The sequence below is a fragment of the Micromonospora sp. DT231 genome, assembly GCF_049847025.1.
In the GTDB taxonomy this organism is placed as follows: Bacteria; Actinomycetota; Actinomycetes; order Mycobacteriales; family Micromonosporaceae; genus Micromonospora.
Map to the genome: position 1 here is coordinate 422,997 of NZ_JBNCNO010000002.1, position 25,947 is coordinate 448,943.

The 25,947-nt window shown below is 71.6% G+C and carries 28 protein-coding genes and 3 tRNA genes; 15 read left to right on the plus strand and 16 right to left on the minus strand.

Features of this window, described 5'->3' with window-relative positions:
• The first annotated feature begins 74 nt into the window (after positions 1 to 74).
• Complete coding sequence (gene amcB / locus ACPXBU_RS06805; RefSeq protein ID WP_425757552.1) at positions 75 to 1,178, plus strand: cyclophane-forming radical SAM peptide maturase AmcB; 1,104 nt, start codon at positions 75 to 77, stop codon at positions 1,176 to 1,178.
• Positions 1,147 to 1,374 (plus strand): multiple cyclophane-containing RiPP AmcA, encoded by a 228-nt coding sequence (amcA, locus tag ACPXBU_RS06810; protein WP_393365381.1) that lies wholly within the window; start codon positions 1,147 to 1,149, stop codon positions 1,372 to 1,374. The genes amcB and amcA overlap by 32 nt, the downstream gene beginning before the upstream one ends.
• 137 nt (positions 1,375 to 1,511) lie before the next feature.
• On the opposite strand, the gene ACPXBU_RS06815 is transcribed toward amcA, so the two are convergent.
• Positions 1,512 to 1,727: a DUF3073 domain-containing protein gene (locus ACPXBU_RS06815; protein ID WP_393365383.1), complete on the minus strand. Its 216-nt coding sequence runs from the start codon at positions 1,725 to 1,727 to the stop codon at positions 1,512 to 1,514.
• A 300-nt stretch (positions 1,728 to 2,027) separates the two neighbouring features.
• Positions 2,028 to 3,110 carry a Glu/Leu/Phe/Val family dehydrogenase gene (locus ACPXBU_RS06820; protein WP_425757187.1) on the minus strand — a complete coding sequence of 361 codons (1,083 nt, stop codon included), beginning with the start codon at positions 3,108 to 3,110 and terminating at the stop codon, positions 2,028 to 2,030.
• Between the two features lie 192 nt (positions 3,111 to 3,302).
• Here ACPXBU_RS06820 and ACPXBU_RS06825 point away from each other — a divergent pair, with 192 nt between their 5' ends.
• Positions 3,303 to 4,142 carry a hypothetical protein gene (locus tag ACPXBU_RS06825; protein ID WP_393365386.1) on the plus strand — a complete coding sequence of 280 codons (840 nt, stop codon included), beginning with the start codon at positions 3,303 to 3,305 and terminating at the stop codon, positions 4,140 to 4,142.
• A 250-nt stretch (positions 4,143 to 4,392) separates the two neighbouring features.
• The gene (locus tag ACPXBU_RS06830) at positions 4,393 to 4,602 is read left to right on the plus strand and encodes a BldC family transcriptional regulator (protein WP_007073996.1); all 210 of its coding nucleotides are present in this window, start codon (positions 4,393 to 4,395) and stop codon (positions 4,600 to 4,602) included.
• Between the two features lie 105 nt (positions 4,603 to 4,707).
• On the opposite strand, the gene ACPXBU_RS06835 is transcribed toward ACPXBU_RS06830, so the two are convergent.
• Positions 4,708 to 5,097, minus strand: coding sequence for a PPOX class F420-dependent oxidoreductase (locus tag ACPXBU_RS06835; RefSeq protein ID WP_393365388.1), 390 nt, complete (start codon positions 5,095 to 5,097; stop codon positions 4,708 to 4,710).
• Positions 5,098 to 5,152: 55 nt separating this feature from the next.
• Here ACPXBU_RS06835 and ACPXBU_RS06840 point away from each other — a divergent pair, with 55 nt between their 5' ends.
• Positions 5,153 to 5,932: a class I SAM-dependent methyltransferase gene (locus ACPXBU_RS06840; protein ID WP_393365390.1), complete on the plus strand. Its 780-nt coding sequence runs from the start codon at positions 5,153 to 5,155 to the stop codon at positions 5,930 to 5,932.
• Between the two features lie 43 nt (positions 5,933 to 5,975).
• Here the strand turns inward: ACPXBU_RS06840 and ACPXBU_RS06845 are convergent, their stop codons facing one another.
• Positions 5,976 to 6,263: a hypothetical protein gene (locus tag ACPXBU_RS06845; RefSeq protein ID WP_357243566.1), complete on the minus strand. Its 288-nt coding sequence runs from the start codon at positions 6,261 to 6,263 to the stop codon at positions 5,976 to 5,978.
• A gap of 176 nt (positions 6,264 to 6,439) precedes the next feature.
• Between ACPXBU_RS06845 and ACPXBU_RS06850 the strand changes: the two genes are divergently transcribed.
• Together ACPXBU_RS06850 and ACPXBU_RS06855 are read left to right on the plus strand one after the other, a co-directional pair.
• The gene (locus ACPXBU_RS06850; protein WP_425757189.1) at positions 6,440 to 7,297 is read left to right on the plus strand and encodes a 3-hydroxyacyl-CoA dehydrogenase family protein; all 858 of its coding nucleotides are present in this window, start codon (positions 6,440 to 6,442) and stop codon (positions 7,295 to 7,297) included.
• Positions 7,298 to 7,349: 52 nt separating this feature from the next.
• Positions 7,350 to 8,093 (plus strand): enoyl-CoA hydratase/isomerase family protein, encoded by a 744-nt coding sequence (locus ACPXBU_RS06855; protein ID WP_425757190.1) that lies wholly within the window; start codon positions 7,350 to 7,352, stop codon positions 8,091 to 8,093.
• Positions 8,094 to 8,156: 63 nt separating this feature from the next.
• Here the strand turns inward: ACPXBU_RS06855 and ACPXBU_RS06860 are convergent, their stop codons facing one another.
• A complete protein-coding gene (locus ACPXBU_RS06860; protein ID WP_393365398.1) occupies positions 8,157 to 9,500 on the minus strand; it encodes an ABC transporter substrate-binding protein in 1,344 nt (447 codons plus the stop codon).
• A 156-nt stretch (positions 9,501 to 9,656) separates the two neighbouring features.
• Between ACPXBU_RS06860 and ACPXBU_RS06865 the strand changes: the two genes are divergently transcribed.
• Entirely contained in the window at positions 9,657 to 10,046 is a 390-nt protein-coding gene (locus ACPXBU_RS06865) for a hypothetical protein (protein WP_387189626.1), read from the plus strand.
• Positions 10,047 to 10,101: 55 nt separating this feature from the next.
• Here ACPXBU_RS06865 and ACPXBU_RS06870 read toward each other — a convergent pair whose 3' ends face one another.
• Positions 10,102 to 10,251, minus strand: coding sequence for a hypothetical protein (locus ACPXBU_RS06870; protein ID WP_425757192.1), 150 nt, complete (start codon positions 10,249 to 10,251; stop codon positions 10,102 to 10,104).
• A gap of 78 nt (positions 10,252 to 10,329) precedes the next feature.
• Here ACPXBU_RS06870 and ACPXBU_RS06875 point away from each other — a divergent pair, with 78 nt between their 5' ends.
• Positions 10,330 to 11,037: a DUF2786 domain-containing protein gene (locus ACPXBU_RS06875; RefSeq protein WP_425757194.1), complete on the plus strand. Its 708-nt coding sequence runs from the start codon at positions 10,330 to 10,332 to the stop codon at positions 11,035 to 11,037.
• 97 nt (positions 11,038 to 11,134) lie between these two features.
• Here the strand turns inward: ACPXBU_RS06875 and ACPXBU_RS06880 are convergent, their stop codons facing one another.
• A complete protein-coding gene (locus ACPXBU_RS06880; protein ID WP_393365402.1) occupies positions 11,135 to 11,662 on the minus strand; it encodes an SRPBCC family protein in 528 nt (175 codons plus the stop codon).
• Between the two features lie 166 nt (positions 11,663 to 11,828).
• Between ACPXBU_RS06880 and ACPXBU_RS06885 the strand changes: the two genes are divergently transcribed.
• Positions 11,829 to 13,001, plus strand: a complete 1,173-nt coding sequence (locus ACPXBU_RS06885) for a hypothetical protein (RefSeq protein ID WP_425757196.1) — start codon at positions 11,829 to 11,831, stop codon at positions 12,999 to 13,001.
• A gap of 204 nt (positions 13,002 to 13,205) precedes the next feature.
• On the opposite strand, the gene ACPXBU_RS06890 is transcribed toward ACPXBU_RS06885, so the two are convergent.
• From ACPXBU_RS06890 to ACPXBU_RS06925, 8 genes are all read right to left on the minus strand, one after another.
• Positions 13,206 to 13,279 (minus strand) — tRNA-Phe (locus ACPXBU_RS06890).
• Positions 13,280 to 13,379: 100 nt separating this feature from the next.
• A tRNA-Asp gene (locus ACPXBU_RS06895) sits at positions 13,380 to 13,453 on the minus strand.
• A gap of 31 nt (positions 13,454 to 13,484) precedes the next feature.
• Positions 13,485 to 13,557: transfer RNA gene (locus tag ACPXBU_RS06900), tRNA-Glu, on the minus strand.
• 154 nt (positions 13,558 to 13,711) lie between these two features.
• Positions 13,712 to 14,455 carry a polysaccharide deacetylase family protein gene (locus ACPXBU_RS06905; RefSeq protein WP_393365406.1) on the minus strand — a complete coding sequence of 248 codons (744 nt, stop codon included), beginning with the start codon at positions 14,453 to 14,455 and terminating at the stop codon, positions 13,712 to 13,714.
• 113 nt (positions 14,456 to 14,568) lie between these two features.
• On the minus strand, positions 14,569 to 15,513 hold the full coding sequence (locus ACPXBU_RS06910) for a MerR family transcriptional regulator (RefSeq protein WP_425757553.1): 945 nt from the start codon (positions 15,511 to 15,513) through the stop codon (positions 14,569 to 14,571).
• A complete protein-coding gene (idi, locus tag ACPXBU_RS06915; RefSeq protein ID WP_425757199.1) occupies positions 15,503 to 16,123 on the minus strand; it encodes an isopentenyl-diphosphate Delta-isomerase in 621 nt (206 codons plus the stop codon). Before idi ends, ACPXBU_RS06910 begins: the two co-directional genes overlap by 11 nt.
• Entirely contained in the window at positions 16,120 to 17,601 is a 1,482-nt protein-coding gene (gene crtI, locus ACPXBU_RS06920; RefSeq protein ID WP_425757200.1) for a phytoene desaturase family protein, read from the minus strand. The genes idi and crtI overlap by 4 nt, the downstream gene beginning before the upstream one ends.
• 28 nt (positions 17,602 to 17,629) lie before the next feature.
• Positions 17,630 to 18,772: a polyprenyl synthetase family protein gene (locus ACPXBU_RS06925; RefSeq protein WP_425757202.1), complete on the minus strand. Its 1,143-nt coding sequence runs from the start codon at positions 18,770 to 18,772 to the stop codon at positions 17,630 to 17,632.
• 65 nt (positions 18,773 to 18,837) lie between these two features.
• Here ACPXBU_RS06925 and ACPXBU_RS06930 point away from each other — a divergent pair, with 65 nt between their 5' ends.
• Both ACPXBU_RS06930 and ACPXBU_RS06935 read left to right on the plus strand, forming a co-directional pair.
• Positions 18,838 to 19,761 (plus strand): phytoene/squalene synthase family protein, encoded by a 924-nt coding sequence (locus tag ACPXBU_RS06930; RefSeq protein ID WP_425757204.1) that lies wholly within the window; start codon positions 18,838 to 18,840, stop codon positions 19,759 to 19,761.
• Positions 19,758 to 21,083: a cryptochrome/photolyase family protein gene (locus ACPXBU_RS06935; protein ID WP_425757206.1), complete on the plus strand. Its 1,326-nt coding sequence runs from the start codon at positions 19,758 to 19,760 to the stop codon at positions 21,081 to 21,083. The genes ACPXBU_RS06930 and ACPXBU_RS06935 overlap by 4 nt, the downstream gene beginning before the upstream one ends.
• Here the strand turns inward: ACPXBU_RS06935 and ACPXBU_RS06940 are convergent, their stop codons facing one another.
• Positions 21,084 to 22,160, minus strand: a complete 1,077-nt coding sequence (locus ACPXBU_RS06940) for a serine hydrolase domain-containing protein (RefSeq protein ID WP_393365417.1) — start codon at positions 22,158 to 22,160, stop codon at positions 21,084 to 21,086.
• Positions 22,161 to 22,251: 91 nt separating this feature from the next.
• On the opposite strand from ACPXBU_RS06940, the gene ACPXBU_RS06945 reads away from it, so the two are divergent.
• From ACPXBU_RS06945 to ACPXBU_RS06955, 3 genes are all read left to right on the plus strand, one after another.
• Positions 22,252 to 23,727, plus strand: a complete 1,476-nt coding sequence (locus ACPXBU_RS06945; protein ID WP_425757209.1) for a dihydrolipoyl dehydrogenase family protein — start codon at positions 22,252 to 22,254, stop codon at positions 23,725 to 23,727.
• A gap of 490 nt (positions 23,728 to 24,217) precedes the next feature.
• The gene (locus tag ACPXBU_RS06950) at positions 24,218 to 24,583 is read left to right on the plus strand and encodes a hypothetical protein (protein WP_425757211.1); all 366 of its coding nucleotides are present in this window, start codon (positions 24,218 to 24,220) and stop codon (positions 24,581 to 24,583) included.
• A gap of 308 nt (positions 24,584 to 24,891) precedes the next feature.
• Complete coding sequence (locus tag ACPXBU_RS06955; RefSeq protein ID WP_425757213.1) at positions 24,892 to 25,896, plus strand: LacI family DNA-binding transcriptional regulator; 1,005 nt, start codon at positions 24,892 to 24,894, stop codon at positions 25,894 to 25,896.
• Positions 25,897 to 25,947 lie beyond the last annotated feature (51 nt).

The window sequence follows — 25,947 nt, forward strand, 5'->3', positions numbered from 1 at the left end:
AATGCCGCCTAGCCTGAAGGGCTCAGGCTAGGCGGAGGAGGGCGATGGCTGCTCGGGGACAGACGTTCAGCGGGATGCGCGGTCTGGCGGCCGTCCCGTCGTACGTCGTCATGCAGCCGACCACCCTCTGCAACCTCGACTGCACATACTGCTACCTGCCGTTTCGGGCCACCGACCAGCGGATGCCGGTGGCGGTGGCCGCGGCGGTCGCGGCGGCGGTCAACCCCTGGGCGGCCGCAGGCCGGTTCTCGGTCGTCTGGCACGGCGGGGAGCCGCTGGCGGCCGGCCGGGAGCACCTGGCCGACCTGATGGCCCCGTTCGGGCCCGAGGTCGAGCATCACGTGCAGACGAACGCCACCCTGATCGACGACGACTGGTGTGACTTCTTCACCCGGCACGAGATGCGGGTGAGCGTGAGCGTCGACGGGCCCCGGGCGCGCAACGGTGACCGGGTCAACCGGGGCGGCCAGCCGGCGTACGACCGGATCCTGCGGGGTGTCGCCTCGTTGCGTCGGCACGGCCTGCCGTTCTCCGCGCTGGCCGTGGTGTCCCGGCCGGAGCCGGGGCTCGCCACCGAGCTGTACGACTACTTCCTCGACCTGGGGTGCGACGTGTTGGGCGTCAACATCGAGGAGACCGAGGGGGTCAACACCCGCGACAACAGCCACGACCCGGCGGCGGTGACCGGCTTCTGGGCCGAGTTGGTCGCGGCCTGGCGTCGGGAGCCCCGGATCCACCTGCGCGAGATCGAGTGGTCGCTGCGCTACGCCGCGGCCGTGCTCGACGACTCGGCGGACGGGGTGCTGCCCCGCCAACTCGACCCCATCCCGACGATCGGCCACGACGGCTCGGTGATCGTGCTGTCCCCGGAGCTGGCCGGCTTCAGCGACCCTCGGTACGGCGACTTCAGCAGCGGCAACGTGCTGCGGGCCCCGCTGGCGGAGATTCTCGCCGGCGCGGCGGCGACGCCGTGGGTCGGGGAGTTTCTGGCCGGGGTGGAGGCGTGTCGGGTCTCCTGCCCGTACTTCGGCTTCTGCGGTGGCGGCCATGCCGCCAACCGTTACTTCGAGCTGGGGCGTTTTGACGGTACCGAGACCGAGCACTGCCGCAACAGCAAGATCCGCCTATTGGAGGGAGTGTTGGAGCATGCCCGAGACCACAGGTCACCGGCGCCCTGAGCGCGAAGCGGACGACGGCGTCACCGAACGGGTGCGGGAGGCGGGTCCCGCGCTCGTCGCGCTGCTGCAGGAGGCCGAAGACGCGCGGAGGTTGCGCTCCGAGGTTTCGGGAAGCGACGGCGCCAGCGCGGTCTGCGCCTGGAACCATTTCGAGAACATCCCGACGTTCTACAACTGGAACAATCGCCCACGCTGAGTCGAGCCACGACCGGGGGCCTGTCGAGCGACCGGATTGACTCCGGTCGGGGTCAGGCCCCTGATCGTCGGCTACTACACCTGCACGGAACGTGCGTGAGCACGCGGACTTACCGCGTGCTCAGTTGCGTCGAGAGGTCAGCGGGTCGGACGGACCCAGGGATCCGGGTCGTCCTCCGCGTGATCCTCATCATCGTCGTCGACGGACTCTTTCGAGTCGTCGTCGAAGTGGTGCTCAGACTTACCAGCACCCGCCAGTTCGCGCTGCAAGGCGGTGAGGTCGGTGTTCGGGGAGTGGTACTTCAACTCCCGCGCCACCTTCGTCTGCTTGGCCTTAGCACGGCCGCGCCCCATGGCTCGACCCCCTCGCACAGAATGCGGGGCAGCCCGAAGGCGGGCCCCGATGACGTCAGGCATCTCTCGTGGCTCTTACGGTACATGGGGATGCCATCGTTCGGCACCTCGGGTTACCGTCAGCCGGCTCTGCGCGTCGCGTCGATCCGGCCGTCACCCAGTGTACCGGGTAAGGAGCGGAACGGTTAGCACCCGTGACACCGGACAAACCGCATCAAAGTTGACCCGACTTCAGCTTACCCAGCCGAGCCGGCCACGGAGGCCCGGAGGCGGATCCCGTCGACCCGCCTCCGGGAACGCTCAGCGCAGGTGGATCCAGCGCAGCCGGCCGATGTCGGCCATCCGTCGCTCCGCCAGCCGGTCGGCGGCCACCGCCGGCGGCACGCCCTCGGCGTCAGCCAGGCGCAGGATCTCGCGCGTGGTGTCGTAGATCCGGGTCGCCCGCAGCTTCGCCCGGTCGAAGTTGAAGCCCTCGATCTCGTCGGCCACCTGGATGACGCCGCCCGCGTTGACGACGTAGTCGGGCGTGTAGAGGATGCACCGGTCGGCGAGCAGCTTCTCGATGCCCGGGTGGGCGAGCTGGTTGTTCGCCGCGCCGGCCACCACCTTGGCGCGCAGCGCCGGCACGGTCTCGTCGTTCAGGGCGCCACCCAGCGCGCAGGGGGCGTACACGTCGATGTCCGCGGCGGCCAGCGCGCTGACGTCGTCCAGGAGGGTGACCTGCGGGTGGTTGGTGCGCACCCACGCCAGCGCCTTCGGGTTGACGTCGGTGGCGACCACCTCGGCGCCGTCGTCGAGCAGGTGCCCGGTGAGGTACTTGCCGACCTTGCCCAGCCCGGCCACCCCGACCCGTCGGCCCCGCAGGCTCGGCGTGCCCCAGACGTGCTCGGCGGCCGCCCGCATGCCCTGGAAGACGCCCCAGGCGGTGAGGATCGACGAGTCGCCGGCTCCGCCGTGCTCCACGCTGCGCCCGGTCACGTAGCGGGTCTCCCGGGCCACGACGTCCATGTCCGCCACGTACGTGCCCACGTCGCAGGCGGTGTAGTAGCGGCCGCCGAGCGACTCCACGAAGCGACCGTACGCGCGCAGCAGCGCCTCGCTCTTGATCTGCTCCGGGTCACCCCAGATGACGGCCTTGCCACCGCCCAGGTCCAGCCCGGCGAGCGCGTTCTTGTACGCCATCCCGCGCGACAGGTCGAGCACGTCGGCGAGGGCGTCCTCCTCGCTGTCGTACGGGTAGAAGCGGGTGCCGCCGAGCGCCGGCCCCAGCGCGGTGGAGTAGATCCCGATGATCGCCTTCAGGCCGCTCTGCTTGTCCTGGCAGAACACGACCTGTTCGTGACCTGTCGATATCGGGTCGTCGGTGCTCGCGAATACACCCATTGTTGGCTCCTGGAGTGGTGTGCGCCCTTGTGGGACGCGGACCTGCTGGACGCCGGCGGGATGCTGCCGGTGTGATCGAGCCTAGTATCGGCCGCCGTACGAGTGCTCGACGCGCCGCCGCCGTCCCACGTTGCGGCGCGCGTGGTCCGGCCGCTGACCGCGTACGGGTGCGGTTCGTGGGAGGATCGCGCCGTGCCGTCGCTCTTCGCTTCTTACCTGCGCGTGTACGAACCGTTGACCGCCTTCGACCGAGACCGGCAGAGCTACTGGCGCCGTTATGTCTCGGAGGGGCGGGCGGTGGCCCCGGTCGAGGGTCCCGGCCGGCAGCGGACGGCGGTGATCGAGGCGCTGGGTGCCGGCTGGACCCGGCTGCCGGACCTGCCGGAGGAGGCGTACGTCCTGGAGACGGACGACAGCCTGCTGGTCTGCCCGTGGAACCTGCGGATCCGGGTCGCTGAGGCGGCGCTCAGCGCCCGAGACGGGGTGCCCTCGGTGCTGGCCGACGCCTTCGTGCCGCCGGTGCTCGCCGGGCAGGCGAGGGCGGTGATCGACGACTGGCGCAGCGGGGCCCGGGTGTTGGAGCACGGGGTGCCCCGGGTGCACGAGCAGATCGCCACGTGGGGCGTGCCACTGCGCTGGTTCGTGCTCTTCGAGCCGGCCGAGCGGGACCTGGTGACCCAGCCGGGCCGGCGGTGGTTGCGCTACCGCACGGAGATCTCCAAGGCCCGCCGGCGGTCGTCCCGGGCGCTGTCCGTGCTGCGCAAGTCGGTGGGCGAGGCGCCGATCACCGAGGCGGTGGAGGAGGCGGCTCGCTGGCTGGAGGAGTTCCATCCTCGGTCGGTTGTCGAACTGGACTACGGCGGCCTTGTCGACCTGCTCTCCGACGAGACTCTCGCGGCGGACGACTCGCCCGAGCTGGTCGCCGCCGGCCTGGCGGGGCTCTCGCGGGGTGAGGCCGAGGAGGCGTCCGCCGCGTACGACACGTTGGTGGCCCGGTGGCGCGCGGTGCAGCTGCTGGAGCGGTGCAACTAGGACAAATGGTCGTAGGAGCGCTCCCAAGGTGAGGTGTGCTCGTAGTTGACGCATCACGAACCGTGATCATGAGTCCGAATAAGGTAGATTCTGCCGTGTAAAAGTCGTAAAAATCGGGCATGGTTCATCCGTCCGTCTAGGGACCTTCATCCGTTCGGCCCATGTCGGACATCGGGGACTAGCCGGACCATGGGAGACGCGTCGGCCGGCGGGACCCCGGCCGATGTCTATACATGTGGAGGAGTGACCGATGGCATCGCGAACGCACGAACCAGAGCCGCTACTCACGCCGGCCGAGGTGGCGTCGATGTTCCGTGTCGACCCGAAGACGGTGACCCGGTGGGCCAAGGCGGGCAAGCTCAGCGCCATCCGCACCCTGGGTGGTCACCGTCGATACCGCGAGTCGGAGGTCAGGGCGCTGTTGCAGGGTCAGATCCCGCAGCAGCGGCAGGGCGACTGAGCGGCATAAGTTTTTCCGGTCAGGGGCGGTGGATCTCGATCCGCCGCCCCTTTCCATGACCGGGGGCGAGGTCCGACCGACCTCAGCGCCGGCCCTCGGCCAGCGTCAGCGCCGGCTCTCGACCGGCGTCACCCGGATGCCGACAGTGCCGCCCTCGCCGCGGCGCAGCCGGCTGCCGAGCAGGCTCAACCGGCCGATCACCCGGTATTTGTGCTTGAGCAGGTCGCGAATGCGACCGGTGTCTCCGCTGCCGCAGATCGTCGCGTGCGCCGGCACCTCCGCGCCATGCGGCCGGCCCCGCACGTCGCACGGCGCCAGGGTCACCTCGCCGTTGTTGCGGATCCGTTTGACCTTGCCCGAGTCGGCTCGGGTCCAGACCGCCAACGCCTCACCGTCACGGACCGCCCAGACCGGGGTCGGCACCGCTCGACCGTCCTTGCGGAAGGTCGTGAGCAGCAGATACTTCTCGGCGGACAGCCGGTCCAACACGGTCACGCCCGCCAGGATACGACCGCTGCGGGCCACCCAGTGGCCGGATAGCGTGAACGTCGTGACGGGTGAGCCTCAAATCGGTGACGTGATCGGCGAACTGCTGCGGGACACGCTTGCCGTGGCCACCGGGGTGGGCCCTCGACCGCTCGTCGGCGGCCGACTACCCCGGCCGGTCATCGAGATCATCGAGCGGGACGACGGTCTGATCAATGGCGCTCCGGCCGCGCACTACCTGGACGGGCCGCAGGAGTGGCAGCCGTACGACCACCGGGCCGTGGACCGGGCGCGCGGCGAGACACTGGACATCGGCACCGGCGCCGGCCGGATCGCGCTGCTGTTGCAGGAGCGCGGCGTACCGGTCACCGGGCTGGACACCTCCGCGGGCGCGCTCGCGGTCAGCCGGCGTCGTGGCGTCCGGCGGCTGGTGCACGGCACCGTCGACACCCACGTCGCCGACGGTCGGCGGTACGACACGTTTCTGCTGCTCGGCAACAACCTCGGGCTGTTCGAGGGCCCGCAACGTGCCCCCGGGTTCCTGGCCGCGCTCGCCGCGCTGGCCCGACCGGGAGCGCAGATCATCGCGCACGGCACCGACCCGTACGGCACCCGCGACCCGCTGCACACCAGCTACCACGAGCGCAACCGCCGTCGGGGCCGGCTCGGGGGTCAGCTCCGGCTCCGGCTGCGCTACCGCGAGCTGAGCACCGAATGGTTCGACTACCTGGTGTGCTCGGCCGACGAGTTCGCCGCGCTCGTGCACGGCACCGGCTGGCAGCTCACCGATGTGGACGACCGGGACGCCCCCTACTACCTGGCCACCCTGCGCCTCGCCGAGTGAGCGACGACCCCTGCGCCAGCGAGCGCAGGGGTCGTCGTACCGCTCAGACCTGGACGGTCGGGGGGAGCTGCTCGGGCGGGAGACCGCCGTCGCCGTCGACCACCTCGTCCGGCTGGCCGTCCTCGTCGATGTCGACCATGGTGATGTCCACCTTGCCGTCACCGTCGGTGTCGAACTGGAACAGGTCGGCCTTGCCGTCGCCGTCGGTGTCCACCACCCACACATCGGTCTTGCCGTCGTTGTTGGTGTCCGCGCGCAGCAGCTCGACCCGCTCGTCGCCCCGGGTCTCCACGATCGCGGAGTCGGTGACGCTCTCCGGTGCCTGGCTCATGTCGACTGGTCCTTCCCTCGATTGTCGGGCCGTCATTACCCGATCCCGCGCTCCCCCAAGCATGGGCCGGATCTTCCGGCTGTCTAGGGTCGCAGCATGAGGGAGCGGAGCGGGCGAAACAGCCGACTCGGTGTGGCGGGGACCCCGCGCGCCGGCCGGCGGGACAGGGAGGCGTGATGAGCGAACGTTTCGTGGTCGTCGGCGCCGGCACTATGGGGCTCGGCATCGCGTACGTGGCGGCCGGGGCCGGGCACACGGTCGAACTCGTCGAGGTGGACCCGGAGCGGGGCAGGGCCGCGCTGAACCGGCTCGCCGAGCTGTGGGAACGGGCCGTGCAACGCGGGAAGCTCAGCGCCGACGAGGCCGCCGCGCACCGGCAGCGGGTCACGTTGCGCCCGACGCTCGCCGAGGTCGCCCCGGCCCCCGAGGTGATCGTGGAGGCGGTGCCGGAGCGGCTCGACCTGAAGCGGGCGGTGCTGCGCGACGCCGCGGCGCTGCGCCCGGCGCTGCTGGCCAGCAACACCTCGAGCATCGCCATCGGCGAGCTGGCGGCCGGGCTGGACGCGCCCGAGCGTTTCCTCGGCCTGCACTTCTTCAACCCGGTCTGGGCGATGGCCCTCCTGGAGGTCGTGGTCGGCCCGGCCACCGCCGAGGAGACCACCACCGCGGCCGTCGCGCTCGCCGGCCGGCTGGGCAAGGACCCCGTCGTCGTACGCGACCTGCCCGGCTTCGCCACCTCCCGACTCGGGGTCACCCTCGGGCTGGAGGCGATCCGGATGGTCGCCGACGGGGTGGCCAGCCCCGCCGACATCGACAAGGCGATGGTGCTCGGCTACCGGCACCCGATCGGCCCGCTGGAACTCACCGACCTGGTCGGCCTCGACGTGCGGCTGGACATCGCCCGTACCCTCCAGGCCGCCTACGGGGACCGCTTCGCGCCGCCGCCGCTGCTCGTGCGGATGGTGGACGAGGGGCGGCTGGGCAAGAAGTCGGGGCACGGCTTCTACGTGTGGAACGACGGGGTCAAGCAGTGAGCGCGAGCAGTGAGCTCGCGAGCCCCGCAGTCGCGAACGGAAGGCGGGCGCAGTGAGCGGGCTGCGGATCGAGGAGCGGCCGGACCGGCTGGTGGTGACCCTGGACCGGCCGGAGAAGCGCAACGCCATCGACGCCGACCTGATCGCCGAGCTGCACCAGGTCTGCGCCGAGTTGGAGGCGCACCCCCGGCTGCTGCTGCTCACCGGTGGCACGGCCGGCATCTTCGCCGGTGGCGCCGACATCGCCCAGCTTCGGGAGCGGGGCCGCACGGACGCCCTGGCCGCGATCAATTCCGCCGCCTTCGCGCGGATCCGGGCGTTGCCGATGCCCACGGTGGCCGCCGTCGACGGCCCGGCGCTGGGCGGTGGCGCGGAACTGGCGTACTCCTGTGATCTGCGGGTGTGCACGGCGCGGGCGGTCTTCGGTCAGCCGGAGGTGCGGTTGGGGATCCTGGCCGGCGCGGGCGCGACGCACCGGCTGCCCGCGTTGATCGGTGAGGGCCGGGCCAAGGAACTGCTCTTCACCGGCCGCCGCGTGGACGCCGCAGAGGCGCTGCGCATCGGTCTGGTGAACCGGGTGGTGGACGAGCCCGACGAGCTGCTCACGGTGGCGCACGCGGTGCTCGACGAGATCGCCCTGGGTTCCCCGCTGGCGCTGCGGCTGACCAAGCTGGCAGTGGACGCGCCGGCCGCCGCGCACCCACATCTCGACCTGGTCAGCCAGGCGGTGCTCTTCGAGGACGAGGAGAAGCACCGGCGGATGACCGAGTTCCTGGAGCGCCGCCGGCCGCGCTGACTCCCGGAAACGAAACGGCCGCACCGACGCTCGCGCCGGTGCGGCCGTTTCTCGCCTGTGGTGTTACTGCCGGATCTGCACCCCGCTGTCGGCCAGCGAACGGATCACCGAGGCCGACTCGACGAAGCCGATGATCAGTACGGCGTCCGCGCCGAAGTCCTTGATCTCCTTGGCGCCAGCGGTGAAGTCCACCGGGGGAGCCTTGGCGTCGGCGGGCGGCTCGTAGTTGAGCAGCTTGAGGCGGTCGCTCGTGATGCCGGCCTTCTCCAACTCGTCACGGACGGTGCCCTGCAGGCCCTCACCGTAGGAGTCCTTGCGGGCGACGATGACGATCTTCTGCGATCCGTCGCGGAGGATGACATCGGCAAGCGCCCGGCCCTGGAGGCTGTCCGGCGGCGCGGTGCGGAAGTAGAGGCCCCCGTCGTCCACGTCGGTCAGGCTGCTGTCGGTGTTGGACGGGGAGAAGAGGATCTTCCCGGCCTGCACCACGTCCGGCAGCACCGCCCGGGAGATGCCCGAACCGCCCGCGCCGATGATCACGCTGACGCCCCCGGCCACGTGCCTGGCCACCGTCGCCTTGGCCACCGCCGGGTTGGTGCCGTCGTCGCCCTCCACCCACGTCACCGGCTTGCCCAGCGCGCCACCGGCGGCGTTGATCTCCCGGATCGCCAGCGCGGCGCCGGCCGCCATCGGCGGGTAGGCGATCGACAGGTCACCGGTCTTCGGCAACAGGCCGCCCAGGATCAGCGGCGGCTGGTCCGGGTCCACGGTCGGCCGCTGCTTCTTCGGCTTCGGCGGCGTCTTGGTGCTCGCCGCCGACTCGATGCCCGCGCCGACGAACTCGGTCTTGCCGTCGTTGATCTGCTGCCCGTCGAAGGTCAGCGTGGCGTAACTCGCGGTGGCCGGCTCGCCCTTGTCGGTGAAGCCCGCTCGGGTCAGCGAGACGCCGCGGTACTCGACGTCCTGCCCGTTGCGGGCCAGCGCCAGGCAACTGGCCGGGTCCTCGCAGCGCTGACCGTCGTTGGTCACGGCGACGATCTGCTTCGCGATCGCCGCCGGGTCGGTGCTGCCGGCCAGTTGGGCGGCGAGCACGGCGACAACCACCGCGTCGTACGTCTCGGCGGAGTACACGTAGTCCGTCAGCGCCGGATTGACGGCCTTCAGTCGGCTCTTGAAATCGTCGGGCAGCGGTACGAGTGGCGTGGTGCCCTTCATCCCGTCGACGAGACTTGCGCGATCCTTCAACTCCGCGGGGTAGGAGTTGAGCATGTTGCCGTCCGTGCCATAGAGGCGCACCTGTTGGGCGCTTGACTCCTTGGCCTTGTCATCCCCGCAAGCGCTTGTGGCGAGCAGGATCGTCGCGCAGGCAGCCAGTGAGGCTACCCGCGAGCGGCGTGATACGAACATGGTCGTCCTTCCTCCGGCGAAGGTCCGCTGCGCACATTAGCGTGCCGAGGCCATCGGCGGGACCGTGGAGGTGGCGTAAAGCGCAGGTAGCTCGCATTGAACACGGACAGTGACGAGCGCCGGGGTCGCTTGACCGCCCGTCCTACTGTGCGCTGCGTGACGGACCTACCACAGCAGACGTTCGACGACGCGACCGCCGTGCTCCGCTCGGCGCTGACCGGAGATGGGGACGCGGTGGTGGGAGCATTCGACGCGGTCGTCGACCGAGCTGGCCTCAGCGGCGCGTACGGGGTGGCCTGGTGCCTGGCCGCGACGATGGTCGGCGACGCGCCAGCCGCCAGCGGGGCGGCGCTCGACTTCCCGGGCATCGATCAGGCCGACTACGACACCCGCTGGGTGGCCCGCTTCGTCAGCGCGTACGCCAATCGGGACGAACCGACCGGAGAGGCGCTGTTCGGCGCAGCGGCGGCCGACGGGCTGCTCCCGGACTGCCTGCTCACCCTCGCCGGCTCGACGATCGCCACCCTGCGCAGCCGCGCCGAGTGACACCCGTCGGGTCGCGACGTCCGGCGGGACGGACGCCGCGCCCGCGCGGCGTGACTCAGAACGCGTGGTACGCGATCAGCGGCTCGTACTCGTACCGCAGGTTCTCGAAGCGGACCTGGAAGTTCACGCCGTCCCGGACGTTCGTCGCCACCGTGGTCCAGCCCGAGTTGGGTGGGAGGTTGACTGTCCGTACAGGACCGATCATTGATCGTGACGATGATGGTGATTGATCGATCGCGGCGCGGCCCCGGTGGTGTCCGACCCGTGTGATAGCTCTGTAGTCATGTCCGAGGCCATGCTGAGCAAGGTGCGTAAGCTGCTCGCCCAGGCCGAGGACCCGGCCTGCACGCCCGCCGAGGCGGAGGCGTTCACCGCCAAGGCGACCGAGTTGATCGCCCGCTACGGCGTGGACCGGGCGCTGCTCGCCGCCCGTGATCCGACCACCGACCCGGTCGGCGATCGGGTCCTGGACGTCGTCGCCCCGTACGCCCGCGACAAGGTCGGCCTGCTCGCCGCGGTCGCCGAACCACTGCGCTGCCGCTGCGTCCGCCGCCGGCAGGACAACGGCTTCGCGCTGCACCTGTTCGGCTTCGCCAGCGATCTGGAACGGGTGGACCTGCTCTTCACCTCACTGCTCGTGCAGGCGGCGCACGGCCTGGCCGCAACCGCGGTACCGGCCGACGACCATCCCGCCGCCTTCCGCCGGTCGTGGCTGGCCGGTTTCGCGGAGGTGATCGGGGGCCGGCTCTGGGCGGCGGAGACGGCGGCGGCCAGCGAGTCGGGGGCCCCGTCGGTGGCGCTGGTGCTTGCCGACCGGTCCGACCGGGTGCAGCGGCGGCTCGCCGAGCAGTACCCACGGCTGCGCACCGCACCGCCACGCAGGTTGGGCGGCACCGGCTTCGGGTCGGGTGCGGAGGCCGGCCGCCACGCGGACCTGGGTGGTCGGGACCTCGGCGGCACCACCAGACCGGCACGGCAACTCGGCCACTGACGTCCGCGTGACCCTCAGGGCCGGTGCCCAGGCCGCTGCTGACCGCCGGTGGCTCGGTGGTCGGGGGCTCGGGCTCTGACGACCCTTGGGGCGACGGTCAGGCGGGGGTGGTGGGCTGGTGGCGTGACACCGTCGCGACGTAGCGGGTGAGCAACTCGTGCCAGCCGGCGGTGAGGGCCTCGCGATATCCCTCGGCTGCCTCGCCGTGCCTGTCGAAGTGTCGATGCTCCAGCTCGACCCGGGTGCGCTCCGGCCCCTCGGCCTGGAACAGCACCTCGACCTCGCTCGCGCGCGCCGGATCCGGCACCGGCGCCCGGTCGGGGCCGATCTGCCAGACGAAGACCAACCGGCGCGGCGGGTCCCAGGTGAGCACCCGACCCCAGTCGGCGCGGAAGCCGTACGGGCCGATCTCGTAGAGCATCCCGCCGGCCCGCGACTCCATGCCCAACTCGGCGAGGGCATCCGGGCCGGACCAGGTGTATTCGGTGACCCACCAGTCGGTCAGCTCGTCGGTGAAGACCGCGAACGCGCGCTCGGCGGAGACCGGGACGTGGAGGCTGCACCGTAAGGAGAACCGGTCGACGTCCTGCCGGATGTCGGCCGGATCAGTCTCTTCCTGTCCCATAGGACCGGACCATACCGTCTGATGCCCGCGTGTGCAGCTTCGTGCCCTGCCTGCTTTCCGGACAGGCCGTTGTCGATCCGCCACGGACGGGATGCCCGGCCGGAAAGCGGGTAACCGCGCCGAACGGCACGGACGACCGGGCCGGTGTGCAGGCGGGCGGGAGAGCATGAGCGAGAGCGCGCAGCAGCGGGAGCCGGGCCGGGTGGACCCGGACGTCCTGCTCGACATTCCGAAGGTCTCCGTCGACTCGATCCGGCTGGCGGTCGACGGCCTGGACGCCGACCTGTCGCTGCGGGCCCGGGTGGCCAACCTGATCCAGGTAGACGCCGGCGTACGGGTGCACCTGAGCGGTGGCGAGCTGGACATCAACGGGGTGCACGCCGAGGCGCAGTTACGCGTGCGGTTGGAGCAGTTGACAAGGATCCTCGGGCGAGCGCTCGACACCCTCGACCACAACCCCCAGATCATCGAGGCGCTCGCGCGGACGGCTGTCACCACCCTCGACGACGTGAACCGCGGCGCGGAGCAGTCGGCCCAGGGGGCCGGGGCGGTCGAGGCGTCGGCGCGCCGCTCCGGCGGCGGACCCGGCGGGTCGGACCAGCAGGTGGGCTCCACCGGCACCGTCGTCGGCCCGGTCCGAGCGGAAGCCGATCGGTCGGGTGGCGATCGGTTGGGTGGCGATCGGTCCGGCGGCGATCGGTTGGGTGGCGATCGGTCGGGTGGCGACCAAGGGGGTGCCGATCGACCGGGGATGGGTCGGCCAGGAGCGGGTCGGCCGGGTATTGGTCGGCCGGGAGCGGGTCGGCCGGGTTCGGGGCCACCTGCGGGAGGCCCTGAGCCGCACGCTGGTGGCCCGGGACCCAGCGCCGGGGGACCCGGGTTCCGAGCCGGTGGCAGTGGGCCAGGCGACCAGCCACGACGGGAGTCCGACGGTACGCAGGGCCACCACCCGACAGGCCGGCGACACGGGGAGCGGCACCACCCGGATGGGCAGCGACTCGCAGGCCCGGGCGATGGGCAGCGACCGTCGGGGTCGGGTCGGGGCGCCGAGGGCCGGGCGGAGTCGTCGTCGGGGTCGGGTCGGGGCGCCGAGGGCCCGGCGCGGTCGTCGACCGGGCCAGCCCGCAACCGACCCGGTCAGCCGTCCGCCACCGGGCCGAGCCCGTCCGGTGCTGGTGACGGCGGTAGTGGCCCCCTGGGTGGGGCGCAGGCCGCGGCGCAGAGCGCGGCTCAGCTCGCCGAGCAGGCGGGGGAGACGCTGCGACAGGCCGGGCGCAGCGTGTGGGAGGCGATCCAGAGCGGCATGGCCCAGCATCGCCAGCAGGGACGCGACGACTGAACGGCCGGGCATCCGGACCCGACATCAACTCGTGATCGACTCGGGTTTGGCAATCTCGTGGCATCCCGCGCACTCGGAGACCGCGATATCCGGGAAGTCGAGTGGATCACATTTCGGCGGGCCGGCGAGAAAGGCGCCAGAACAGCAAGATCCCCACCTGCGTTTCCGCTGGTGGGGACCTCTGTAGCCCGGCGAAAGGCTATGTGGCCAGGGGCGGGGTCGAACCGCCGACCTTCCGATTTTCAGTCGGACGCTCGTACCAACTGAGCTACCTGGCCGTGTCGCTCGGCCCATGTTACCCAACAACCGGACGAACCGGCGGCAGGGAGACATGCTCCGATACGCAGAACGCCGCGCGAGGCGCGGCGTCTAGCGCTGCGGTCCTGACGGGACTTGAACCCGCGACCTCCGCCTTGACAGGGCGGCGAGCACTCCAACTGCTCCACAGGACCTAGCTTGTGTTGCTCCGGCTTGCGCCGGTCGTGCCCCCAACGGGATTCGAACCCGTGCTACCGCCTTGAAAGGGCGGCGTCCTGGGCCGCTAGACGATGAGGGCGGCCCCGCCATCATTGCACATTTGCAACTTCAAGCGGACTTGCTCCCATCCGGCCCCGCCGGAGGCTTGGAAAGCATACGTGATGCCTGGTCGGTCAACAAAATCGGTATCGGCAGGGGCTTGGATCGGGTCATAACCGCAGGTCAACGATGGTCTAGTGGAGCTGGGCGACGCCGAAGCGCTGCTTCAGGTCCGCGATCAGACCGGGGCAGGCGGCGAGCGTCGCAGCCCGGTCGCCGCCCCCGTCGTGCAGCAGCACGATGGCTCCGGGGCGCGCCGCGGCGTGGACCCGCTTGCCGATCGTGGCCGCGCTCGGCTTGTCCCAGTCCTGTGGGTCGACCGACCAGTGCAGGGGGCGCATGCCGAGATCCTTCGCCACCCCGAGCACCTCCGACGTCCACCGGCCGCCCGGCTGCCGGTAGAAGGACACCTTCGCCCCGGGTGCCGCCGCCTGGATGGCCCTGTTGGTGCGGTCCAGGTCGGCCCTGATCTCGGCGACCGGTCGCCGTGCCAGGTCGAGGTCGTGCCGCCAACTGTGATTGCAGAGCTGGTGTCCCTCGCGGACGATCCGGCGGACCAGCTCCGGGTGACGCTGCACCTCGCGACCGACGACGCAGAAGGTGGCCGTCACCTTTGAGGCCCGCAGTTGGTCGAGCACCTTTGGCGTCCAGGCCGGGTTCGGCCCGTCGTCGAAGGTCAGGACCACCGGGCGCGCGCCGGTGTTGCGCCGCAGGCCGGCGGGGAGCTTGGCCGGCAGCGGCCGCAGCGGAGCCTTGGGCGGCTTGGCGACGGTGGGGTGCGGCGACGGTTTGGGTGTGATCGATTCCACCGGCTGCGGTGAGCCGGCGGCTGCGATGGTGCGGTCCGGTTGGGCACAACCGGACAAGACCAGCGCCATGGCGAGAACGGACGCCAGAACGGCGCGGGCTTGCATCTGCTTGCTCCCGGAGGGGTCGGGGGTAGGCGGAAACCCCGACGGTAGTTCACGCCGTCTCTCGGGCGACAGTGCGGTCAGTCACGCCTCGACTGATCCAGCGAGTCACGGACCGCGACGGCGAGCGAGACGGCCTCGGCCAGGTCGATCGGCCGCACCACCCCGGCCGGCAGGGTGTCGGCGCGCCAACCGGGGCCGGCGGCGAGCACCAGCAACGGGCGGCGGGGTGCTGCCAGCAGCGCGCTGAGCTGACCCGGGTCGGCGGTGGCCCGGGTGTGCGACCAGAGCACCACGGCGGCCGGTCCGGTCCGGTTGACCGCCTCCAGGAGGGCGGCGACCGGCACCCGGGCGCCGAGCGTCCGGTAGCTGACCCCGGCCTCCGCGAGCGCGGCGGCCAACGCCTCCAGCGGCAGGGTGTGCTGCTCCTCGTCCGCGCAGGAGAGCAGGATGCGGGCCGGCCCGGTGGGAACCGTGGCCCGACTGGCCGCCGCGAGCGCCTCCGAGATGCAGCGGGACACCAGGTGTTCCACCTCGATGAGGCCCGCGGTGGCGGCGTGGCGTTCGCCGATGCCGGCGAGGACCGGGCGCAGCAGGCCCTCCCAGGTGGTGATGACCCCGCCAGCCGCCAGGGCGTGCGCGATGGTCTCGCTGATCGCCGCGGCGTCCAACCGCATGGCGGCGCGGGCCAACCCGCGGGCTGCCGGTCCGGCGCGGCCCACCGGGATGGAGCCGCCGCCGTCCCGGCCCGGTCGCTGGATCCGGGTGGGGGCGACGGTGTCGGTGGGCAGCGGATCCGGTGTCTGGCGGGCCCAGCGGGCCGCCTCGGCGGGGCTCACCCCCTCGGCGGTGAGCCGTCGCATGATCTCGAGGCGGGCCAGGTCGTTGGGTGTGTACCGGCGGTGGTGACCGGGGATGTGCTCGCTGGGCCCGAGCCCGTAGCGCTGATGCCAGGTGCGCAGGGTCGTCACCGCGACCCCCAGCCGGCGTGCGACCGCGCCCGCGCTCAGCGCCTCATCGACCACCCGACCGCTCCGCCGTGTCATCCGCCGACGATCCGGGCGGGGTCACGGCCGGACCGGGTACGCCCGACGCGGCGCCCGAGGGGTGCAGTAGCCGGTTCACCACCCCGCCCAGCCAGGGCGCGTACGACCGCGGGTCGAGGTCCAGCTCGGCTTCGAGCGCGGCGGGGTCGGCCCACCGCAACTCGGCGACCTCGTCCGGGTCCGGCAGCAGTGGGGCCGCCGGCAGGAAATCGCCCCGCAGCACGTGGTCGTACTCGAATTCGACCCGACCGGTGGCCGGATCCTCGGCGTAGTAGACGTAGACGCCGACCTCGGTCAACTCGACCGGGCCCGCGCCCAACTCCTCACGCAGCCGCCGGTTGGCCGCCTCGGCGAGCGACTCGCCCGGCCGGGGGTGGCCGCAGCAGGAGTTGGCCCAGCGCAGCGGGAACCGGGTCTTGACGGCGGCCCGGCGTTGGAGCAGCACCTGGCCGTCCGGGTCCACCAGCAGCACCGAGAAGGCCCGGTGCAGGTGCCCCGGGGGCTGGTGTGCGGCCGCGACGGTCAACTCGCCGTGGGCCTTGCCGGTCTCGTCGACCAGCTCGACCAGGTGCTCCTCGCGGCTTGTCATCGGCCTTCCCCAGTGATCCGGCCAGCGGCGAGCTTGCCGGAGATGAGCACCATCGGCACGCCCACCCCGGGCTGGGTGCCGGAGCCGACGAAGACCACGTTCGGCAGGTCGCGGTGCAGGTTCGACGGGCGGAACGGGCCGGTCTGGAAGAGGGTGTGCGCGGCGGCGAACGGGGTGCCGGCGGCCATCCCCTGCTCCTCCCACTCGGCGGGGGTGATCGCCCGCAGCACCTCGACCCCGGCGCCGAAACCGACGTAGCCGCGCTCCTCCAGGGTGCCGATCAGCTGGTCGCCGTAGCGCTGGGTCAGGTCGCCGCGCCAGTCGAACGGGGCCCGGTGCAGGTTGGGCACCGGGGCGAGCACGTAGTAGGTGTGGCGGTCCGGTGGGGCCACGGTGGGGTCGGTCCGACTCGGGTTGGTCACCAACAGCGACGGGTCGGTCATCAACTCGCCCCGCCGGATGACCTCATCGAAGGTGCCCTTCCACGCGCGTCCGAAATGGATGTTGTGATGGGCGATCTTCGCATAGGCCTGTCGGGACCCGACGTGCAATACGACGCAGGACGGCGAGTAGGTGAGGCGACGCCGTGGCGCGGCGGGGAGCAGGTCCCGATAGGCGATCGGGAGGTCGGGGTTGAGCACCACGACGTCCGCCCGCACCAGCTCGCCGTCGGCGGTGAGCACACCTGTGGCACGGCCGTTCACCGTCTCCACCCGGGTCACCGTCGTGTCGTACCGGATCTGCACGCCGTGCTTCTCGGCGGCGCCCGCCATGGCCTTGGAGACGGCGTGGATGCCGCCGCGCGGGAAGTAGACCCCGGCCACCGAGTCGAGGTACGCGATGACCGCGTAGATGGCGAGCGCGTCGTGCGGCGCGAGGCCCGCGTACATGGCCTGGAAGGAGAAGATCCGCTGGGTACGCGGGTCCCGGAAGAATTGGTTGATCTTCGTCTGGAGGCGTCGGAAGGCCCCGCCGCCGAGCAGCTTGAGGAGGTTGCCGGTGATCAGGTCGGTGGGCGCGTCCAGGTTGCGTTCGATGAAGTCGGTCCGCTCCAGCCGCCACAGCTCCCGGGCGTACTCGACGAAGCGCAGGTAACCGTCGGCCTCGCGCGGCCCGCAGACCCGGGAGATCTCGGCGGCCATCCGCGTGGTGTCGGTGAGCACGTCCAGGGTCGAGCCGTCGGGGTAGTACGCCCGGTAGGCCGGATCGAGGGGGGTCAGGTCGAGCCAGTCGCGCAGCTCCTCGCCGACCGCGCCGAGCGCCTCGGCGATCAGGTCGGGCATGGTGAGCACGGTCGGGCCGGTGTCGAACTCGTAGCCGTCCACGGCGAGCCGGCCGGCCCGCCCGCCGGGCACCGGCTCACGCTCCAGCACGGTGACCTGTCGCCCGCTGCCCGCCAGGTGCAGCGCGCAGGCGAGCCCGCCCAGGCCGGCCCCGACGACCACCACCCGGTCCGTCCGTCCTGTCACCGTCCGCACGTGACCACCTCCTCGTCCAAGTCGCTCATCAGGCCCGCCGGTTGGCAGCGGCGGTGGCCAGCCCGGTCAGCGCGGTCCGCGCCGTCTCGTCCACGGGTGCGGCGTCGAGCGCGGCCAGCGCGTCGCCGACCCGCTCGGCGATCATCTGCTCCACCCGGGTCACCGCGCCAGTCTCGGCGACCAGCTCGGCGAGGGTGTCGACCGGTCCGTCGGCGGCCCGATCCAACGCCGTGAGCTGGGCCGGTGTGGCCAGCTCCCGGGCCAGCATGAGCAGCGCGGTCGGCTTGCCGGTGCGCAGGTCGTCACCGGCCGGCTTGCCGGTGGCCGCCGGGTCGCCGTAGACGCCGAGCAGGTCGTCGCGGAGCTGGAACGCCTCGCCGACGGCCAGGCCATAGCGGGTGTACGCGGAGACCAGCGGGTCGTCGGCGGGCACCCCGGCCAGGCAGGCGCCGAAGAGCAGTGGGCGCTGGACCGTGTAGCTGGCGGTCTTGTAGCGGGCCACCCGCAGCGCCCGGTCGACCGACCAACTCGCCGGGTCGTTCTCGCCGAGCACGTCGAGATATTGCCCGGCCACCGTCTCCACCCGCATCTGGTCGTAGCAGCGCCGCACCTCGAACAGTCGGGCCGACGGCACCGTGGCGTGGGCCAGCAACTGGTCGGCCCAGACCATGCAGAGGTCGCCGATGAGCACGGCCACGGCCTCGCCGAACCGCCCGGGATCACCGCGGTGGCCGGCCTGGACGTGCTGGTCGGCGAGCGCGACGTGTGCGGTGGGCCGGCCGCGACGGGTGGTGGAGGCGTCCATCACGTCGTCGTGCACCAGGGCGAAGGTGTGCAGCAACTCCAGCGCGGCGAGCGCGGGCAGCACGGGCGACAGGGCCTCGGCGCCGCCGACCGCCCCGCGCCATCCCCAGTAGGCGAACGTGGGCCGGATCCGCTTGCCACCGAGGAGGACTGCCTCTCGCGCGGAGGCGGCGAAGGAGCCCATCGAGGTGTCGATCTCGGTGAGGGAGTCGACCTCGGCGTCGAGGAAGGCCGTCAGGGTCTCGTCGACCGCGGTGACCAGCTCATGGGTGTACGCGGCCAGCACGGCCCGGACCGGGTCGTCCCGGTCGGCCTGCGCTGCCGCCGCCATACGAGTCGCATTGCCCGCAACTGCGTCGTTGGCCATGCGGCTGAGCGTACCCTAGGCTACGAGTTGCGTCGATTGGTGCGTCGATAAATGAGGGAGGGCCGGTGGAAACTGATCTCACCGCTGCCTATGACCGGTGCCGTGAGCTGCACAAACGTCACGGCCGCACCTACTATCTCGCCACCCGACTGCTGCCCGCATGGAAACGACGACATGTGCACGCCCTCTACGGGTTCACCCGCTACGCGGACGAGATCGTCGACCGCACCGAGGACCTGCCGCCGGCCGAGCGGGCCGCCCGCCTCGACGACTGGGCCAGCCAGTTCGTCGCCGGCCTGCGCGGCGCGTCGGTCGTCGACCCGCTGCTGCCGGCCGTGCTGCACACGATCGCCGTCTTCGATCTCGACCGGGACGACTTTGCGTCGTTTCTGAAGAGCATGGCGATGGATCTGACCGTCACCGCGTACCCGACCTACGACCACCTGCTCGACTACATGGAGGGCTCGGCGGCGGTCATCGGCACCATGATGCTGCCGATCCTGGGCAGCTCCGACCCGGCGGCGGCACGGGAGCCGGCCCGACAGCTCGGGTTCGCCTTCCAACTCACCAACTTCATCCGGGACGTCGCGGAGGACCTCGACCGGGGCCGCACCTACCTGCCGGACGAGGATCTGGCGAAGTTCGGGGTCACCCGCGACGAACTGGTCGAGGCCCGCGCCCGGGGCCGCGGCACGCCCCGGACCCGCGAGTTGATCGAGTACGAGGTGACCCGCGCCCAGGCGCACTACGCGGCCGCCGCGCCGGGCATCACCATGCTGGCGCCGGCCTCGCAGGCCTGCATGCGCACCGCGTACGCCCTCTACGGCGGCATCCTCGACGAGGTCGCCGCGCAGGACTACGACGTCTTCGCCCGGCGCGCCGTGGTGCCGCAGCGGCGACGGATGGCGGTGGCCGCACGCGCCCTGCTCACCTCGACCGGTACGCCGGTCACCATCCCCGGGCCGACCGTCGACCCGGAGGCCCGGTGACCGCCGGCACCGCCATCGTGCTCCTCACCCGCGACCTGCGGGTACACGACCACCCGGCGCTGGCCACCACCTGCGCGGCCTTCGACCGGGTGGTCCCGCTGTACGTGCTCGACCCGGAGTTGGCCGACCTGTCCGCCAACCGCACCCGGTTCCTGCACCAGGCCCTCGCCGACCTTCGCGCCGAGCTGCGCGAGCGCGGCGGCGACCTGGTGGTACGCCACGGTGACCCGGTGGCCGAGACGATCCGGCTGGCCGGCGAGGTCGGTGCCACAGCCGTCGCGCTCTCCGCCGACGTCAGCAACTACGCCCGCCGTCGGGAGCGGCGGCTGCGCGCCGAGTGTGAGCGCCACCGGCTGCACCTGCGATCGTTTCCCGGGCTGACCGTGGTCGAGCCCGGCGCGTTGCGGCCCGGTGGCGGCGGTGACCACTACCGGGTGTTCAGCCCGTACCACCGGGCCTGGGCGGCCAACCGGTGGCGCGAGGAGTTGGCCGCGCCGCGCCGGGTGACGTTGCCCGGCGGTGTGCGCGTGGGCAGCCTGCCGAAGCCGCCGGCCGGGGACTCGCCGGACGCGGCGGCCGGCGGCGAGCGGATCGCCCGGCAGCGGCTCACCGACTGGCTGCCCGACCTGGACCGCTACGGCGACCAGCACGACGACATGGCCGGCGACGACACCTCCCGACTCAGCCCGTACCTGCGCTTCGGCTGCGTGTCCCCGCTGGCGGTGGCCAACCGCGCCGGGGACCGGTCCGGGCCGTTCGTCCGGCAGATCTGCTGGCGGGACTTCTACTACCAGGTCACCGCCGCCTTCCCGGAGATCTCCACCGCGGCGTACCGGCGGGGTGCCACCGAGCAGTGGCGCTACGACGACGACGCGCTGGCCGCCTGGACCGAGGGACGGACCGGGATGCCGATCGTCGACGCCGGGATGCGGCAGATGCGTACGCAGGGCTGGATGCACAACCGGGCCCGGTTGATCACCGCCGGCTACCTGACCAAGCACCTCGGGCAGGACTGGCGTGCGGGGGTGAAGGTGTTCTTCCGCTGGCTGCTCGACGGCGACGTGGCAAACAACTCCGGCAACTGGCAGTGGGTCGCCGGCACCGGCAACGACACGAAGCCGTACCGGGGGTTCAACCCGGTCCGGCAGGCCGAACGGTACGACCCGGCCGGCGACTACGTGCGCCGGTGGGTGCCGGAGCTGGCGACCGTGCAGGGCAAGGCCATCCACCAGCCCTGGAAGTTGCCCGAGCAGCTCCGGCGCGGCCTGGACTATCCGCCGCCGCTCGCGGTGCCGGGCACCGACCCCGTCTGGCTGCGCTGATCAGAGCACCGAGTGCAGCGCCTCGGCCAGTTCGTCGACCCGGTCGTGCTCGGCGAGCTGCGCCGTGGCGTACGCGATGGTGTAGCCGCGCTCCGGGTCGGCCCACGCGCTGCTGCCGCCGAGGCCACCCATGCCCCAACTGCCGTCCGGCTCCCACTGCATGCCCAGCGTCCAGCGGGCCTGGCGGTCCAGCACCAGGTCCGGCCCGTCGTACTGGACCCGGGTCGCCTCCGCCACCAGTTCCGCGCCGAACAGCCGAACGCCGTCCAGGGTGCCGCCGGCGAGCAGGCCGGCGTAGAGGCGGGCCAGGCCGGACGCGGTCGCGTGCAGGTTGACGGCCGGCATCTCGGCGCCCCGCCACAGCGGGCTGTTCAGCACGGCCACGTCCAGTCCACCGGCCGGGTTGCCCATCGCCCGCGCCCGCAGCGAGCCCGGCTCGCCGAGCTTCCGAACCGGCCACCCCGGGTCGCCGTAGCGCATCTCGGCGCAGCGGCGCTGGTCCGCCTCGGCCAGCCCGAAACCGAGGTCGAGCCGCCACGGACCGGCGATCTCCTCGGCCAGGAACCGGCCCACCGACCGCCCGTCGACCCTACGGACCAGCTCACCCACCAGGTGCCCGTACGTCCAGGCGTGCTCGCCGGCCACCGAGCCCGGCGACCACTCGGGGTCGGCGGCGGCCAGGTCGCCGGCGAGCAGCGCCCAGTCGGCGACCGCGGTGGCGGGCCGGGGCACCGGAAAGGTCGGCAGCCCGGCGGTGTGCGACAACACCTGGCGCACGGTGGCGGGGGTGCGGAACTCGGGCCAGTACCGCTCGACGGGCGCGTCGAGGTCCACCCGCTCCCGGTCGACGAGCATCAGCAGACAGAGCGCGGCCACCGGCTTGCCGACCGAGTAGACGTTGGCACGTGTGTCCGGCCGCCACGGTTCGCCGTCCGGCCCGGCGCCGGCCCGGAAACCGCCGACCAGGTCGACGACCGGCTGTCCGTCGTACCAGATGGTGAGGCCGGCGCCGGTCTCCCGGCCGGAGGTGAACAGGTCGTGGAAACAGTCCCGGACCGGAGCGAAGCGTGCGTGCATCCCGTCACCGTAGGCGCCCCGGACCGGTGAGCGCGCCGACTTTTCGTCCGCCCCGGTGGTTGCGGCGGTGTCGCTGGGGGATGCTGTTGCGGTGGCGGAGCCGGAGTTGGTGGATGTTGTGGTGGTGGGACTCGGGGTCGGCGGCGAGGAGGTCGCCGAGCGACTCGCCGAGGCCGGCCTGAGTGTTGTCGGCGTCGAGCGGGACCTGGTCGGTGGGGAGTGCCCGTACTGGGGCTGCATTCCCAGCAAGATGATGATCAGGGCCGCCAACGCGCTCGCCGAGGCCCGTCGGGTCGACGGCCTGGCCGGGACGGCGCAGGTCCAGCCGGACTGGGCGCCGGTGGCGAAGCGGATCCGCGAGGAGGCCACCGACACCTGGGACGACACGGTCGCGGCCGACCGGTTCACGGGCCTGGGCGGTCGGTTGGTGCGCGGCAGCGGCCGGTTCGACGGCCCGCGCCGGGTCCGCGTCGGCGACCAGGTGTTCGAGGCCCGGCACGGGGTCGTGGTGGGCACCGGCACCCGTCCGTCGGTGCCGCCGATCGACGGCCTGGCCGACACCCCGTACTGGACCAACCACCAGGCGATCGAGGCCGACCGACTGCCGGAGTCCCTGCTGGTGCTCGGCGGCGGCGCGATCGGGCTGGAACTCGCCCAGGTCTTCGCCCGCTTCGGGGTACGCGTCACCGTCGTGGAGGCACTCGACCGGGTGCTGGCCGTCGAGGAGCCGGAAGCGTCCGACGTCGCCGCCGCGGCGCTGCGCGCCGACGGCGTGGAGATCCACACGGGAGTACGCGCCGAGCGGGTCGCGCACGACGGGACCCGGTTCACCCTGCACGGTGGCGGCGGCGTCGAGTTCACCGCCGACCGGCTGCTGGTGGTCACCGGGCGCAAGGCCCACCTGGAAGAACTCGGGTTGGACACGATAGGCGTGGACGCCGGCCAGCGTTACCTGCCGGTCGACGACCGTCTGCACGTCACCGACGACGTCTGGGCGGTCGGCGACGTGACCGGCGAGGGCGCCTTCACCCACATCGCCATGTACCAGGCGGGCATCGTGATCGCCGACATCCTGGCCCGCGCCCGACAGGCAGCGGCGGGAGCGGACGCCAGCGGCACGTCAAGCGTGGTCGGTGGCGCGATGGGTGCGTCCAGCTCACTGGCCGCAAGCGGGTCGAGCGGCTCGGCCGGCACCGTCCCGCGAGCCGACTACCGTGCGCTTCCCCGGGTGACCTTCACCGATCCCGAGGTGGGCGCGGTCGGGCTCACCGAGCGGCAGGCCCGCGAGCGGGGCATCAACGTGCAGGTCGGTTTCACGAAGCTCGGCAGCTCCACCCGAGGTTGGATCCACCGGGTCGGCGACGACGGTTTCATCAAGCTCGTCGCGGACGCCGACCAGGGCGTGCTGATCGGCGCGACGTCGGTCGGCCCGGCCGGCGGCGAGGTGCTCTCCGCACTCGTGGTGGCGGTGCACGCGGCGGTGCCGCTGAGTCAGCTCCGGCACATGATCTACGCCTACCCGACCTTCCACCGCGCCATCGAGTCCGCACTACGCGACCTGTCCTGACGCCCGCCGTGCGCCGTGCGCCTCGCGCCGTTCGCCCAAGATCCGAGCAACTTCCCGGATGTTGCTGCCTCCGGCCTGCGTGAGGCAGCAACATCCCTGATGTTGCTGCGAATCTTGGGCGCCAGCCTTGGCAGCCAGATGGGTCAGCCCGGAGTGGCGCAGTTGATGCGGGGGGTGTACCCGGGCGCGTGCGGGTCGTGGAGTTGGGAGCCTTACCTGGGCGCCGGGGTCGCACATCGACTCTCGGGCTTCCGCTGCGGCGGGGTGGATCTGATGCTGGCGCCGGATCCGGCCCCGGTGCCAAAGTCGGTGAGTGGGTGGAAGGTCGAGGCCTGTCACGTCTTTGTTGCCTGCCGGGGTCATGCGTCGAACTTTGGCCCATCTTTAGATCTACATCTGACGATGCAACTGATCACTGACTGTTAGTAGTCTGCTGCGGACCGTCCGGTCGAATGTCTCTCGTGTTCAGCAATCGATGGGAGAACTAGGCGTGCAGAAGAAGAAGTTGTTCATCAGCAGCGCAGCGGCAATATCGGTCAGTGGTCTTCTGCTGGTCGTTCCTCTGAGCGGGGCGAACGCGGCTGACACCAGTCCCGCCTCGAGTAAGAAGCCGTCCGGGATGACTGCACTGTCTCAAACGACAGGGACTTCCGTAACAGTGCTGGCGGGAGCGAACAACATCTCCTTCGCTACCTGCCCCGCTGGCACGATCATCACCGGAGGAGGCGGACAGACATCCGGGTTCGACATCTTCCTCACTGACTCGTTCGCGTCGGGCAACGGCTGGGCGGTACGAGGCTCCAACCGGGGAACGACGGCTCAGAACCTGACGGCCGTCGCCATCTGTCTCGGGTAGACCAGCTCGCAGATGAGCCCGTTACCCCCGGTGCCGGGGGTAACGGGCCCGCGGTCATCCCGGGCGTTGACAAAGCCCTGAGCTGGGATGGCGCAGGCACCCCGACTCACACAGTGGAGCACCATCAGTCGCCTGCCCCGACCCTGCAAAGCCGTGGCGCGCTCGGTGGCATCTGGCGTACGACCAGCTTGCGGGCCTCGTCGGCCGATGCCCCCCGTACGACGAACGGAAGATTGCGGCAGCCGGACGGCAATCGCTGCGCATTTTGCTGTTCATTTCTTTCAGTGCGGTGACGTACGATTGCGACCGTGACCAAGCGGTTGACTGAAGTTGCCAAGAAGGCGGGCGTCAGCGAGGCCACCGTCAGCCGGGTGCTCAACGGCCGTGACGGGGTTTCCGAGACGACCCGGACCGCCGTGCTGACCGCGCTCGACGTGCTCGGTTACGAGCGGCCGACCAAGCTGCGTGGCGAACGCGCCCGGCTGGTCGGGCTGGTGTTGCCCGAGTTGCAGAACCCGATCTTCCCGGCGCTGGCCGAGGTCGTCACCGGGACGCTCGCCCAGCGTGGTTACACCCCGGCTCTCTGCGCCCGGACCATCGGCGGGGTGTCCGAGATGGACTACGTGGAGATGCTCCTCGACCATCAGGTCTCCGGGGTGATCTTCGCTGGTGGCTCGTACGCGCTCGCCGACGCACGACACGACCACTACCGTCGACTGACCGACCGGGGCCTTCCCGTCGTGCTCGTCAACGCGGGCGTGGACGAGCTGGGGTTCCCACGTGTCTCCACCGACGACGCGGTCGCGGTCGAGCAGGCGTACGGGCACCTGCGCTCGCTCGGGCACGAACGGATCGGGATGGTGCTCGGCCCGGAGGGGCACGTGCCGTCCCGACGCAAGTTGGACGCGATGATCCGTGCCGCGGGCTGGGACGAGGCCGACGCCGAGTGTGTCGAGCGGTCCAGCTTCTCGATGGAGGGTGCGCGGGTCGCCGCGACGAAACTCGTCGAGCGGGGCGTGACAGGCATCATCTGCGCAAGCGACGTCCTGGCGTTGGGCACGATCCGGGCGGCCCGGCGGTTGGGGCGCTCGGTGCCGGCGGACGTGTCGGTGGTGGGCTTCGACGACTCCGCGTTCATGACGTGCACCGACCCGCCGCTGACCACTGTGCGGCAGCCGATCGAGACGATGGGGCAGGCTGCCGTTGACCTGCTGGTCACCCAGATCGAGGGTGCCGGCGTGCTGCACGACGAGTTGCTGTTCGAGCCCGAGCTGGTGGTCCGCGGCTCGACCGCCCCCGCCCCCGGTCGTTAGCGACCACCGCCCCCCGTTCCACCCGACGCTTCGGCCGTCGACCGCTCCAGG